We start from the raw sequence: 13,273 nt of genomic DNA on the forward strand, positions 1-13,273 counted from the left end.
TTATCGGTGGGTTTCGGCCACCGCATCTCCTGTCTGCGTTATGTTGGTATAGCGTTCGACGATTAAGCTACACCCCCATCGCGTACAAACACGGTCAAAACATCCTGTGGCGCTTTGACAGCACTTTCAGTAATCAGCCATCCCACCGCACCACGGTGGTAGCAGCCATGGTGTTCAACGTGCGCCAACATTTCCCGTCGCAGCATATCCCCAGGGCCGCCGTCGACGAAGGTAAAATGAATGCGCTCATCCAGTTGCGCTTCGCTCAGCGAAGCGATATACGCGAGGTAGCGACGATCGCTGGCCAACATCGCCTCTTCCAGCGCTTCCAACGTTGGGGTTTCTTGGGTGTTCAACGCCGTATAGCCATGGCGTTGTCCTTGCAAATTGGCGATAAAAATCTGATCGACGACATAGATATGATTCATCAAGCGAAGCATCAAATGACGCTGCTTAGGCCAAGCATCGGCGTCCACTTTTCGAATGGCGGCGAAGGCCTCCGCATCCGCCCATTGCTTATAATTGAACAGTTGCTCCAAGTGCTTTTTCAATGACATTATGACCTCTTAATTCAGGGGTGCCGTAACGATTTCGACAGCCAGTATAATAGCGCCATCCTGTTATTTTAGGGCGATGGACAAAAAATCCTCCACCGCCCACAGCACCGCGTCGGGCCGTTCCAGAATGCCGAGGTGAGTACGAGCCTCCCCTAACCGTACCACGGAGAAAAACGGCTGCTCGGCGGCAAATGCCTGCTGCTGCCGCAGATAGTCGTCGCGGCGATCCAACGAGTAAATATGCCGGCACGGCGGCGGCGCGCTCATTCCCGCCAGGCGTTGCAGCGGCGAGCCGAATTGCCGGTAGGCCTGTTCGATGGCCACACCGGCGGCACGCCAGAGCCGGTAATCTTCCTGCGCCATCTCGACCTCCAGATGGCGTTTGACCCGATCGTGGCGGATGCCGCCCTGCCAGAAGTCGAACAAGGCGTCGCGCGCCGCCAGCCACTGCTGCGGCTGCTGCATACGGCTCACCGCCGTAAAGAACGCCGGCTCCGGCTGCGTCATGATCCAGTCGAGAAACACCATGCCCCGTACCCGCTGCGGCAATGCTTCGGCCAGCGCCACCGCCAGCCAGCTGGCGTGCGCCACCGACAGGGTGCTCACGTTGTCCAAACGCAGCGCCGTCAGCAGCTGACGCACATCTTCCAGCAAATCGTCCGCCGCCAGCGACATCCCCGCCGCTTTTGACGACAGGCCGTGGCCGCGCCAATCGATGCTGATCACCCGATAGCGCTCGGCCGCCAAGGCGATAAACGGTTCGAATACGGTTTTCGGTTCGCACCAGCCGGGCAGCAACACCAGTGTGAGCGGCCCTGAGCCGATATCCTGATAGTCGAGCATCATGTTGGCGCTGTGAAATGCGGTCATATTACCTCCTGCGCGTCTCTCCCCGACCCGTTCGGGAAATACCGACGGGGATAAAGTGACAGCGCAGCAGGCATTGATCTATTGAAGTTCGTGCGGAAAGAGTCCGAGCGCACCTTATGAAAAAATGCGCACGAATTGGAATAGGAACTTAATGGCGGACGCAGGGATAGGCGGCGCTTAACGCCAGCATGATCACCGACGGTGCGGAATAATGCAGCTGCTCAGGATGCTCGTTCAAATATTGCATCACCGCGTCGGCGGCTACGCCGATGCTCATCCCGGCTTCGGGGCAAATATTGCGATTGCCCTGCATGGAGTAGGTATCGAATACGCCGGCGACGTATCCCATGAACATGCCGCCATTCAGCGCTTCGGCCACGGTGGCTTCACCGCTTTTATTTTTTACGTAACCGCCGGATTCCGCCAGCAAACCGCTGCCCGAATAAAACCCCGCATTTGCCATTGAGGAAAATAATAAGGCCGCTAAAAAAGAAACCTGTTTAATCATTGCTGCGCATCCTGCCCATTATCAATTCTGAAGTATTCAAGAATAGCGGCTTTCAGGCGAAATAGCGTCGCTTCAGCCGATTTTCAGACAATGGGCAAGGTGGCAACAATTGACATCAACGGAAAGGCGCCGCGTCACCCGCCCCTTCACGCACCACTTCCGGTGAGGATTCGGTCAGATCGATAACCGTCGTCGGCTGTTGGCCGAGGAAGCCGCCGTGGATCACCAGATCGACCACCTTGCCTAGATGATCGCTGATCTCTTCCGGATCGGACTCGGCAAAGTCATTGCCCGGCAGCATCAGCGTGGTGGACATCATCGGCTCGTTCAACGCCTCCAGCAGCGCCAATGCGATCGGGTTCGACGGCACGCGCAGGCCGATGGTTTTGCGCTTGTCATTCATCAGACGGCGCGGCACTTCTTTGGTCGCTTTCAGAATAAAGGTGTAGTTGCCCGGCGTATTGTTTTTGATCAGGCGGAACGCCGTATTATCGACGTGCGCATAGGTCGACAGCTCGGAAAGATCGCGGCACATCAGGGTAAAGTTGTGGTTGCCGTCCAACTGACGGATGCGGCAAATGCGCTCCATCGCCGCCTTCTCTTCCAGCATGCAACCCAGCGCATAGCCGGAATCGGTGGGATAAACGATCACCCCGCCCTTGCGCAGCACGTCAACCGCCTGGTTAATCAAACGCGGCTGCGGGTTGTCCGGGTGAATATAAAAAAGCTGACTCATGACTTGCTCCTAAAATGATGCCCGCGCGCGTTGCCACGCGCGTAAAATCAGACCGCCTCGCCCGGCTGCGGCCAATCGCGCCACACCGGCTCGACGCCGCCCGGCAGCCACAGTTTGCGGCCCAGTTCGATCCACGAACAAGGCTGATGAAAATCAGAGCCTTGCGAGGCCAACAGGCGGTAGTCCTGGGCGTATTTCGCCAATTGCGAGCGCTCATGCGGCGCCTGCTGACACTGCGCCACTTCCATGGCGTCGCCGCCGTGTTCGGCGAAATACGCCAGCAAACGTTTCAGCCACTTCGCGGTCAGATCGTAACGGCCGGGATGTGCCATCACCGCCTGACCGCCCGATTGATGAATCGCATCAATGGCTTGTTCTATTGTACACCACTGCGGCGGCACGTAACCGGTTTTGCCCTTGGCCAGGTATTTCTTGAACACCTGCGCCATGTTGTCCGCCACGCCTATCTCCACCAGGTAACGGGCGAAATGGCCGCGGGTCACCGCACCGGCCCCCGCCAACCGCTGGGCGCCGGCATAGGCGTCGGGAATGCGCGCCTTGCCCAGACGCACGCCGATCTCCTGCGCACGGCGATTGCGGCGTTCGGTTTGTTCCGCCAATAGCGCCACCAGCGCCGGGTGCGCGACGTCCATGCCCAATCCAACGATATGGATCTCATGATTTTCCCACAGCGTCGAGATTTCCACCCCGTTGACCAACCGCAGCGGCAACGCCTGCTCCGCAATGGCGGCGGCGGCCTCGGCCAACCCGGCGGTGGTATCGTGATCGGTGATCGCCAGCACGCCCACGCGCATCTCGACCGCCCGCTGCACCAGCTGCGTCGGCGTCAGGTAGCCGTCGGAGGCGGTCGTGTGGCTGTGGAGGTCGTACAGAGTCAAAGCGGTCGATTGGGGGTTACTGTCTGTCAAAACGGCTATCCGGCAATGGCTTGGATTTCTATCATACCCGCGATCGGCGGCCGGACGGAAATCTATTCTGTCCTGGCCGCAGGCGCCAGGCGGATGATGAATAGAATTCACGCTAACCGCTAAAACATTGTGCAAAAAGAGGGTTGACTTTGCCGCCACGAACCAGTTAACTAGTACACAAGTTCACGGCAACGGCCGTGTCAGATGAACGTTAACAGAGAGAGTCGGCAAATGAACAAATATATTTCTCTTCACGGTTGGTGGCGTACCTCCCTCTTGCGGGCGGTGTAATCGCGCATAGCTGTCATCTGACAATGCAGATTTCCTGAGCCCGCACCTGATGCGGGCTTTTTTATGGACAGAATTCACTGGAACCACCGATGATGAACACCAAACCACAACTGACATTGCTGAAGGCGCAAGCCAGCTACCGGGGCGACCCCACCACCATTTTCCACCAGTTGTGCGGTGCCCGTCCGGCCACCCTGCTGCTGGAATCGGCGGAAATCAACAGCAAACAGAATCTGCAGAGCCTGCTGGTGATTGACAGCGCGCTGCGCATTACCGCACTGGGTCATACCGTCAGCGTGCAGGCGCTGACCGCCAACGGCGCAGCGCTGCTGCCGCTGCTGGACGAAGCGCTGCCACCCGAGGTGCGCAATCAGGCGCGCCCCAACGGCCGCGAACTGACCTTCCCGGCGATCGACGCGGTGCAGGACGAAGACGCCCGCTTGCGCTCACTGTCGGTGTTCGATGCGCTGCGCACGCTGCTGACCCTGGTGGACTCCCCGGCGGACGAGCGCGAAGCCGTGATGCTGGGCGGCCTGTTTGCCTACGATTTGGTCGCCGGTTTCGAAGACCTGCCGGCGCTGCGCCAGGATCAGCGCTGCCCGGACTTCTGCTTCTATCTGGCGGAAACCCTGCTGGTGCTGGATCACCAACGCGGTACGGCCCGTCTGCAGGCCAGCGTCTTCAGCGAGCAGGCGAGTGAAGCGCAGCGTTTGCAGCAACGTCTGGAACAGCTGCAGACCGAGTTGCAACAAACCCCGCAGCCGATCCCGCATCAAACGCTGGAGAATATGCAGCTGAGCTGCAACCAGAGCGATGAAGAGTACGGCGCGGTGGTCAGCGGGCTGCAAGAAGCGATCCGTCAGGGCGAGATTTTCCAGGTGGTGCCGTCGCGCCGCTTCTCCCTGCCTTGCCCGGCGCCGCTGGCGGCCTACCAGACCTTGAAAGACAACAACCCCAGCCCGTACATGTTCTTCATGCAGGATGATGACTTCACCCTGTTCGGCGCTTCACCGGAGAGCGCGTTGAAATACGACGCGGGCAATCGCCAAATCGAAATCTACCCGATCGCCGGCACTCGCCCGCGCGGTCGGAGTAAGGACGGTTCGCTGGATCTGGATCTCGACAGCCGCATCGAGCTGGAAATGCGCACCGACCACAAAGAGCTGGCCGAGCACCTGATGCTGGTCGATCTGGCGCGCAACGATCTGGCGCGCATCTGCCAGGCCGGCAGCCGCTACGTGGCCGACCTGACCAAGGTGGACCGCTATTCGTTCGTCATGCATCTGGTTTCCCGGGTGGTGGGCACTCTGCGCGCCGATCTCGACGTGCTGCACGCCTACCAGGCCTGCATGAACATGGGCACCCTGAGCGGCGCGCCGAAAGTGCGGGCGATGCAGCTGATCGCCGCCTCCGAAGGCACACGCCGCGGCAGCTACGGCGGCGCGGTGGGCTACTTCACCGCCACCGGCGATCTGGATACCTGCATCGTCATCCGTTCCGCCTACGTTGAAGACGGCATCGCCACCGTGCAGGCCGGCGCCGGCGTGGTGCTGGATTCCATCCCGCAGGCGGAAGCCGACGAAACCCGTAATAAAGCCCGTGCCGTGCTGCGCGCCATCGCCACTGCGCACCATGCCAAGGAGGTGTTCTGATGGCCGATATCCTGTTGCTCGACAACGTCGACTCCTTTACCTACAACCTGGTCGATCAGCTGCGCGCCAGCGGCCACCAGGTGGTGATTTACCGTAACCAGATCGCCGCCGAGGTGATCATCGAACGCCTGGAACACATGACCCAGCCGGTGCTGATGCTGTCGCCCGGCCCCGGTACGCCGTCCGAAGCGGGCTGCATGCCGGAACTGCTGCAGCGCCTGCGCGGCCGGCTGCCGATCATCGGCATCTGCCTCGGTCACCAGGCGATCGTCGAAGCCTACGGCGGCCAGGTCGGCCAGGCGGGCGAGATCCTGCACGGCAAAGCCTCGGCAATCGTTCACGATGGCGCAGGCATGTTCGCCGGCATGGCTAACCCCCTGCCGGTGGCGCGCTACCACTCGCTGGTCGGCAGCAATATCCCGGCCGATCTTACCGTCAACGCCCGTTTCGGCGAGATGGTGATGGCGGTGCGCGACGACCGTCGCCGCGTGTGCGGCTTCCAGTTCCACCCGGAATCGATTCTGACCACCCACGGCGCGCGCCTGCTTGAGCAGACCCTGGCCTGGGCGCTGGCGAAGTAATATAAGGAACACGACGATGCAACCTATTCTTGAGAAACTGTACCGCGCCGAGTCGATGAGCCAGCAGGAAAGCCAACAGCTGTTCAGCGCCATCGTGCGCGGCGAACTGGAGCCGAGCCAACTGGCGGCGGCGTTGATCAGCATGAAAGTCCGCGGCGAGCGCCCGGAAGAGATCGCCGGCGCCGCCAAAGCGCTGCTGGACGACGCTCAGCCGTTCCCGCGTCCTGACTACCCGTTCGCCGATATCGTCGGCACCGGCGGCGACGGCACCAACAGCATCAATATTTCCACCGCCAGCGCCTTCGTGGCGGCGGCGTGCGGCGCGAAGATCGCCAAGCACGGCAACCGCAGCGTTTCCAGCCGCTCCGGCTCCTCGGATCTGCTCGCGGCGTTCGGCATCCGTCTGGATCTACCGGCGGAAGAAGCGCGCAAGGCGCTGGACGATCTCGGCGTGTGTTTCCTGTTCGCGCCGCAGTACCACACCGGTTTTCGCCACGCCATGCCGGTGCGCCAGCAGTTGAAAACCCGCACGCTGTTCAACGTGCTGGGCCCGCTGATCAACCCGGCGCGTCCGCCGCTGGCGCTGATCGGCGTATACAGCCCGGAACTGGTGCTGCCGATTGCCGAAACCCTGCGCGTGCTGGGTTATCAGCGTGCGGCGGTGGTTCACGGCGGCGGCATGGACGAGGTGGCGATCCACGCCACGACGCACGTGGCGGAATTGAACAACGGCGAAATCAGCAGCTACCAGCTCACGCCGCAGTCCTTCGGATTGGAAACCTATCCGCTGGAAGCCTTGCTGGGCGGCACGCCGGAAGAAAACCGTGACATTTTGGCGCGGCTGTTACAAGGTAAAGGCGAGCCGGCGCACGCCGCGGCGGTCGCGGCCAACGTCGCGTTGCTTCTGAAGTTATTCGGACATGAAGACCTGCGCCAAAATGCGCGGCAGGCACTGGATATGATCAACAGCGGGCAGGCCTATGAGCGTGTCATCGCACTGGCGGCAAGAGGATAAATGATGCAGGAAACCGTGCTACACAAGATTGTCCGCGACAAAGCGCAATGGATCGCGGCGCGACAACAGCAACAGCCCCTAGCCGGCTTTCAGAATGACATCGTACCGAGCGAACGCAGCTTCTACCACGCGCTGCAGGGCACCCGGACGGCTTTCATTCTTGAATGCAAGAAGGCCTCGCCTTCCAAGGGTCTGATTCGCGAGAACTTTGATCCGGTGGAGATCGCCACGGTCTATAAAGACTTCGCCTCGGCAATCTCGGTGCTGACCGACGAGAAATACTTCCAGGGCAGCTTCGATTTCCTGCCGCTGGTCAGTAAAACCGTCAGCCAACCGGTGTTGTGCAAAGACTTTATCATCGACCCGTATCAGATTTACCTGGCACGCTACTATCAGGCCGACGCCATCCTGCTGATGCTATCGGTGTTGACCGACGAGCAGTACCGCCAACTGGCGGCGGTGGCTCATAGCCTGAACATGGGCGTGCTGACCGAAGTGATCAGTGAAGAAGAGCTGCAGCGCGCGATCGCGCTGGAAGCGCGCGTGGTCGGCATCAACAACCGCGATCTGCGCGATCTGAGCATCGATCTGAACCGCACCCGTCAACTGGCGCCGCGCGTGCCGCATGGCGTGACGGTGATCAGCGAGTCGGGCATCAACAACTACGGGCAGATCCGCGAGCTGAGCCATTACGCCAACGGTTTCCTGATCGGCAGCGCGCTGATGTCGGAAGCCGATCTGCGCGCCGCCGTGCGCCGCGTGATCCTGGGCGACAACAAAGTGTGCGGCCTGACCCGTCCGCAGGACGCCGCCGCCGCCTATCAGGCCGGCGCCATCTACGGCGGGCTGATTTTCGTTGGGCGTTCACCGCGCTATGTGGACATCACCCGCGCCCGCGAAGTGATCTCCGGCGCGCCGCTGAAGTACGTCGGCGTGTTCTGCGACGCCCAGGTCGATACCGTGGCGTTGACCGTTGAGCGCCTCGGGCTGCATGCGGTGCAATTGCACGGCGCGGAAGACCAGGCCTATATCAGCGCCCTGCGCGCCCGCCTGCCGGCCGATTGCCGCATCTGGAAAGCGCTGAGCGTGAAAGATCGGGTGCCGGCGCGCGATCTGCAGCATGTCGATCGCTATCTGCTGGACAACGGCGCCGGCGGCACCGGCCAACGCTTCGACTGGTCGGTATTGCAAGGCGAAGATCTGACTAACGTGATGCTGGCGGGCGGCCTGCGCGCCGACAACTGCGTCGATGCGGCCAAGCTCGGCTGCGCCGGGCTGGACTTCAACTCCGGCGTGGAAAGCGAACCGGGCATCAAAGATCCCGCGCGCCTGGCCTCGGTCTTCCAGACCCTGCGCGCCTACTGAATACGGCTCTATATTAATAACGGATAATAACGGGAAATCTCATGACGCTGCTTAACCCCTACTTCGGCGAATTTGGTGGCCAGTATGTGCCGCAAATTCTGATGCCGGCCCTGAAACAACTGGAAGAAGCCTTTGTCAGCGCCCAGCGCGATCCGGCATTTCAGGCGGAATTTATCGATCTGCTGAAGAACTACGCAGGCCGCCCGACGGCGCTGACGCTGTGCAAAAACCTCACCGCCGGCAGCAACACCAAGCTTTATCTGAAGCGTGAAGACCTGCTGCACGGCGGCGCGCACAAGACCAACCAGGTGCTGGGCCAGGCGTTGCTGGCCAAGCGCATGGGCAAAACCGAGATCATCGCGGAAACCGGCGCCGGCCAGCACGGCGTCGCGTCGGCGCTGGCCTGCGCGCTGCTCGGCCTGAAGTGCCGCATCTATATGGGCGCCAAAGACGTCGAGCGCCAGTCGCCGAACGTGTTCCGCATGCGGCTGATGGGCGCGGAAGTGATCCCGGTGCACAGCGGCTCCGCCACCCTGAAAGACGCCTGCAACGAAGCGCTGCGCGACTGGTCCGGCAGCTATGAAACCGCGCACTATATGCTCGGCACCGCCGCCGGCCCGCACCCGTACCCCACCATCGTGCGTGAATTCCAGCGCATGATCGGCGAAGAAACCAAAGCGCAGGTGCTGGAGCGCGAAGGCCGCCTGCCGGATGCGGTTATCGCCTGCGTCGGCGGCGGCTCCAACGCCATCGGCATGTTCGCCGACTTTATCGATGACGCCGACGTTGGGCTGATCGGGGTGGAACCCGCCGGTCTGGGCATCGAAACCGGCCAGCACGGCGCACCGCTCAAGCACGGCCACGTCGGCATCTACTTCGGCATGAAGGCACCGATGATGCAGACCGCCGAAGGCCAGATTGAAGAGTCCTATTCGATTTCCGCCGGGCTGGACTTCCCGTCCGTCGGGCCGCAGCATGCCTACCTGAACAGCACCGGCCGCGCCGAATACGTGTCGATAACCGACGACGAAGCGCTGGAAGCGTTCAAGGCACTGTCGCGCCATGAAGGCATCATCCCGGCGCTGGAATCCTCACATGCCCTGGCGCACGCGCTGAAAATGATCCGTGAAACGCCGCAGAAAGAGCAGATCCTGGTGGTCAACCTGTCCGGCCGCGGCGACAAAGACATATTTACCGTTCACGACATTTTGAAAGCACGGGGAGAAATCTGATGGAACGTTATCAGCAACTGTTCACGCGTCTGGAAAGCAGCAAGGAAGGCGCCTTCGTCCCGTTCGTGACGCTGGGCGATCCTAATCCGGCGCTGTCGCTGCAGATTATCGACACCCTGATCGAAGCCGGCGCGGACGCGCTGGAGCTGGGCATCCCCTTCTCCGATCCGCTGGCGGATGGCCCGACCATCCAAAGCGCGACGCTGCGCGCCTTCGCCGCCGGCGTCACGCCGACCCAGTGCTTCGAGATGTTGGCGGCCATCCGCCAGAAGCACCCGACCATTCCCATCGGCCTGCTGATGTACGCCAACCTGGTGTTCCATAAAGGCATCGATGCGTTTTACCAGCGCTGCGCCGAAGTGGGTGTGGATTCGGTGCTGGTCGCCGACGTGCCCTTTGAAGAGTCTGCGCCGTTCCGCGCGGCCGCCGCGCGCCACGGTATCGCACCGATCTTCATCTGCCCGCCGAACGCCGATGACGATCTGCTGCGTGAAATCGCCTCGCACGGCCGCGGCTACACCTATCTGCTGTCGCGCGCCGGGGTGACCGGCACCGAAAGCCGGGCGCAGCTGCCGCTGCATCACCTGGTGAACAAGCTGCGCGAGTATCACGCCGCGCCGCCGCTGCAGGGCTTCGGCATCTCCGAACCCGAGCAGGTGAAGGCCGCGCTGCAGGCCGGGGCCGCCGGCGCGATCTCCGGCTCGGCAATCGTCAAAATCATCGAACAGCACCATGCCAACCCGGCGGAGATGCTGACCAAGCTGGCGGCCTTCGCCAGCAGTATGAAGCGCGCCACCCGGGCGTGATCCTCTCCAGCGAGCGCCCCGCCGGCGCTCGCTTTAACAGCTTGTTTCCCCTCAAAGTTTATTCCATTTATTTACAGCAAAAATTTGAACAAACTCAGGTCTTGTCTCACAATGAAGTTTGTTCGCTATGCATTTCTTCGTTTGATTTGGGGAATGCGCTCGCTGCGGCGAAAAACCGTAGCGAATTTCAACCATAACATTGCATGGAGAGTAATTTATGAAGCTGTTTAAAACCCTTTCAGCCTTGTGCATGGCAGCCGTTGTGGCGGTCGCGGTGAGCGCTTGCGCGCCGACGGCAAAATCAGAGGGAACAGGCGGTTATATCGATGACACCGTAGTCACCACCAAAGTGAAATCGGCACTGTTGGCGGATAAAAACATCAAGTCGCGCGAGATCAGCGTGGAAACCTTTAAAGGTCGCGTGCAGCTGAGCGGCTTTGTGACGTCCAGCGATGACGCCAACCGTGCGGTGCAGGTCACACGCGGCGTGGCCGGTGTGAAATCGGTTGAAAACGTAATGCAGATTAAATAATACCGACACAGGGAGGCGCAACGCCTCCCTGATTGCGGCCTTCATCAGAAGCGATAACCCGCCCCGAACATGAACACCCACGGATCCAGACGCGTATCGAAGCTGTGGTGCCCGCCATTCGCATCGTTGAAGCGAGTTTTGGTTTCGATGTTCATCCACCACACCGACATGTTCAGCATCCAGTGTTCATCCAGGTTGTAATCCAGGCCGGCCTGCGCCGCCACACCCCAGGAGTTTTTCAGGTCGAGATTGCTCAACCCGGCGCTTTTGCCGTAGTCGTTGAACTTCTCGTCGAAGAAGGTGGTGTAGTTAACGCCGACGCCCAGGTAAGGACGCAGTTTGTCCTGCTTGTCGCCGAAGTAGTATTGCGCCATCAGCGTAGGCGGCAATTGGTGAACGGTCGCCAGATCGGTGCCGCCCAGCGTAACCTTGTGGCGGAATGGCGTTGCGGCCAACAACTCAACGCCGATGTTGTCCGTCACCATGTAACCGAAGGTCAGACCGAGCTGGGTGTTATTTTTCGCATCCAGCGAACCCAACCCCAATACGTTGTCCGAACCCGCATTTGGACGCACCGTTGCGGTGCCCGCGCGGAACAGGAAATCACCGGCCTGATGCGCACTTGCCAACATAGGCGCCATCATCGTCGCCAATACCACCAGAGTTGTCTTTTTCATTATCCATTCCATTTGTGTGGTTAATCGCTCGAGGGGGAATATACCTACTTTCGGGTATTTGTGATCCCATCGAGATCACATCTTATGTGTAAAAATTTAAAATCCCACTAAAAACAAGGTTACCTAACCGCTTAATAAATCAAGGATTGATCTGCATCAAAAAATCGATTTTGTTGCAAATTATCTACATGTTCAAATTTCGGTTGCGGAGAAAAATGCGGCTGAGGTAATTTCATTTTCCGTGTTGGTTTTGGTTGGTGCCGTAAGGAGTCGGTGGGCAATCAAGATGAGCGAAATCCTTAATCCCTGTGTCAGCTGCGGCGCATGCTGCGGTTATTTTCGAGTGTCATTCTATTGGGCCGAAGCCGAAGACGGCGGCGGCACCGTTCCCCTTTCCTTAACGGAGCCTTTGACCCCGTTCCTGCGCTGCATGCAGGGGACCAACAGCAAGTCCCCCCGCTGCAACGCGCTGGACGGCGAGATAGGCAAAGCCGTGTCCTGCTCGATCTACCTCAATCGGCCCAGTCCGTGCAGAGAGTTCGATCAGTCCGGTGAAAACGGCCTGCGCAACGAAGCCTGCGATCGCGCCCGGGAACGCTACGGGCTGCCGCCCCTGCCGGTGCCCCTGCCGCTCTCGCTGCCTGAGACGACGATCGTTGAAGAAATAGGCGTAGTGCAATTCGCGGGGTGCCACAGCGGCGTGGAACAGGGTACAATCACCCACTGATTTATCTCTGTTTTCCCGACGCCAAGGAGTCTGCATGCCTATCACGGCCAACGCTTTGTACCGTGACAGTTTTAACTTTTTACGCAACCAACTGGCCAGCATCCTGATGCTGGCCCTGTTGACGGCGTTTATTTCCGTGCTGCTGAATCAGGCCTTCAGCCCCGATGCCGAACAGCTGGCGACGCTCGCTGCCACCACCAGCGATTTCGCTTCGTCTACCGGCATGGGCATTCAGGAAGTGATCCAGCAGATGACGCCGGAACAGCAGATGGTGTTGCTGAAAGTGTCGGCGGCCGCCACCTTCTCCGCGCTGGTCGGCAACGTGCTGCTGGTCGGCGGGATGCTGACGCTGATCCGTCTGGTGTCGCAAGGGGAACGCACCAGCGCCCTGCGCGCGCTCGGCGCCTCGGCGCCCGATCTGCCGCGTCTGCTGCTGCTGCTGTTTATCTGCACCCTACTGATCCAGCTCGGCCTGACGCTGTTTGTGGTGCCGGGTGTGCTCATGGCGATCGCCTTCGCGCTGGCGCCGGTGATCGCCTCCGTCGATAAAAAAGGCGTGTTCGCTTCGCTCAAGCTGAGCAGCAAATTGGCCTTCGCCAATGCGCGCGTGATCGTGCCGGCGATGATGCTGTGGCTGGCGGCCAAGCTGCTGGTGCTGTTTTTGGTGAGCCATCTGTCGGTGCTGACGCCGAACGTCGCCAGCGTGGTGTTGACCGCGTTGAGCAACCTGGTGTCTGCCCTGCTGCTGATCTACCTGTTCCGCCTGTACATGCTGCTGCGCGGCTAACGCCGACG

General features: G+C 60.4%; 13 protein-coding genes, 1 pseudogene and 1 other annotated feature. Of the genes and pseudogenes, 8 read left to right on the top strand and 6 right to left on the bottom strand.

The genetic code is table 11. The annotated features are described in order from the left end of the window. Nucleotides 1-62 precede the first annotated feature (62 nt). The 5 genes from V8N38_RS13535 to rnm all read right to left on the bottom strand — a co-directional run bounded on the left by V8N38_RS13535 (nt 63) and on the right by rnm (nt 3,600). The gene (locus tag V8N38_RS13535) at nt 63-557 is read right to left on the bottom strand and encodes a DinB family protein (protein ID WP_060439817.1); all 495 of its coding nucleotides are present in this window, start codon (nt 555-557) and stop codon (nt 63-65) included. Nucleotides 558-620: 63 nt separating this feature from the next. After that, nucleotides 621-1,427, bottom strand: coding sequence for an alpha/beta fold hydrolase (locus V8N38_RS13540; RefSeq protein WP_147839885.1), 807 nt, complete (start codon nt 1,425-1,427; stop codon nt 621-623). 148 nt (nt 1,428-1,575) lie between these two features. After that, on the bottom strand, nt 1,576-1,935 hold the full coding sequence (locus V8N38_RS13545) for a Rap1a/Tai family immunity protein (RefSeq protein WP_016927523.1): 360 nt from the start codon (nt 1,933-1,935) through the stop codon (nt 1,576-1,578). Nucleotides 1,936-2,050: 115 nt separating this feature from the next. Next, nucleotides 2,051-2,671 carry an L-threonylcarbamoyladenylate synthase gene (locus V8N38_RS13550; RefSeq protein WP_049232951.1) on the bottom strand — a complete coding sequence of 207 codons (621 nt, stop codon included), beginning with the start codon at nt 2,669-2,671 and terminating at the stop codon, nt 2,051-2,053. A 47-nt stretch (nt 2,672-2,718) separates the two neighbouring features. Continuing rightward, entirely contained in the window at nt 2,719-3,600 is an 882-nt protein-coding gene (rnm, locus tag V8N38_RS13555) for an RNase RNM (RefSeq protein ID WP_147839884.1), read from the bottom strand. Between the two features lie 252 nt (nt 3,601-3,852). After that, nucleotides 3,853-3,956 (top strand) — a sequence feature (Trp leader region). Nucleotides 3,957-3,980: 24 nt separating this feature from the next. On the opposite strand from rnm, the gene V8N38_RS13560 reads away from it, so the two are divergent. The 6 genes and pseudogenes from V8N38_RS13560 (at nt 3,981) to V8N38_RS13585 (ending at nt 11,074) form a co-directional block, all read left to right on the top strand. After that, nucleotides 3,981-5,543: an anthranilate synthase component 1 gene (locus V8N38_RS13560; protein WP_060423772.1), complete on the top strand. Its 1,563-nt coding sequence runs from the start codon at nt 3,981-3,983 to the stop codon at nt 5,541-5,543. Further along, nucleotides 5,543-7,139: pseudogene (trpD, locus tag V8N38_RS13565) on the top strand (bifunctional anthranilate synthase glutamate amidotransferase component TrpG/anthranilate phosphoribosyltransferase TrpD). The gene V8N38_RS13560 and the pseudogene trpD overlap by 1 nt, the downstream one beginning before the upstream one ends. Nucleotides 7,140-7,142: 3 nt before the next feature. Beyond that, nucleotides 7,143-8,504 carry a bifunctional indole-3-glycerol-phosphate synthase TrpC/phosphoribosylanthranilate isomerase TrpF gene (gene trpCF, locus V8N38_RS13570; protein ID WP_080432917.1) on the top strand — a complete coding sequence of 454 codons (1,362 nt, stop codon included), beginning with the start codon at nt 7,143-7,145 and terminating at the stop codon, nt 8,502-8,504. A 41-nt stretch (nt 8,505-8,545) separates the two neighbouring features. Then, nucleotides 8,546-9,736, top strand: coding sequence for a tryptophan synthase subunit beta (gene trpB, locus V8N38_RS13575; RefSeq protein ID WP_033634762.1), 1,191 nt, complete (start codon nt 8,546-8,548; stop codon nt 9,734-9,736). Next, the gene (trpA, locus tag V8N38_RS13580; protein ID WP_038877280.1) at nt 9,736-10,542 is read left to right on the top strand and encodes a tryptophan synthase subunit alpha; all 807 of its coding nucleotides are present in this window, start codon (nt 9,736-9,738) and stop codon (nt 10,540-10,542) included. Before trpB ends, trpA begins: the two co-directional genes overlap by 1 nt. Nucleotides 10,543-10,759: 217 nt before the next feature. After that, nucleotides 10,760-11,074 carry a BON domain-containing protein gene (locus V8N38_RS13585; RefSeq protein WP_025303053.1) on the top strand — a complete coding sequence of 105 codons (315 nt, stop codon included), beginning with the start codon at nt 10,760-10,762 and terminating at the stop codon, nt 11,072-11,074. Between the two features lie 44 nt (nt 11,075-11,118). On the opposite strand, the gene ompW is transcribed toward V8N38_RS13585, so the two are convergent. After that, complete coding sequence (gene ompW / locus V8N38_RS13590) at nt 11,119-11,751, bottom strand: outer membrane protein OmpW (protein ID WP_147839883.1); 633 nt, start codon at nt 11,749-11,751, stop codon at nt 11,119-11,121. 286 nt (nt 11,752-12,037) lie between these two features. Between ompW and V8N38_RS13595 the strand changes: the two genes are divergently transcribed. Together V8N38_RS13595 and V8N38_RS13600 are read left to right on the top strand one after the other, a co-directional pair. Then, nucleotides 12,038-12,478: a YkgJ family cysteine cluster protein gene (locus V8N38_RS13595; RefSeq protein WP_033634766.1), complete on the top strand. Its 441-nt coding sequence runs from the start codon at nt 12,038-12,040 to the stop codon at nt 12,476-12,478. Nucleotides 12,479-12,512: 34 nt separating this feature from the next. Continuing rightward, nucleotides 12,513-13,265 carry a YciC family protein gene (locus V8N38_RS13600; RefSeq protein WP_049232944.1) on the top strand — a complete coding sequence of 251 codons (753 nt, stop codon included), beginning with the start codon at nt 12,513-12,515 and terminating at the stop codon, nt 13,263-13,265. Nucleotides 13,266-13,273: the final 8 nt, after the last annotated feature.

Source organism: Serratia nevei (assembly GCF_037948395.1).
Lineage (GTDB): Bacteria > Pseudomonadota > Gammaproteobacteria > Enterobacterales > Enterobacteriaceae > Serratia > Serratia nevei.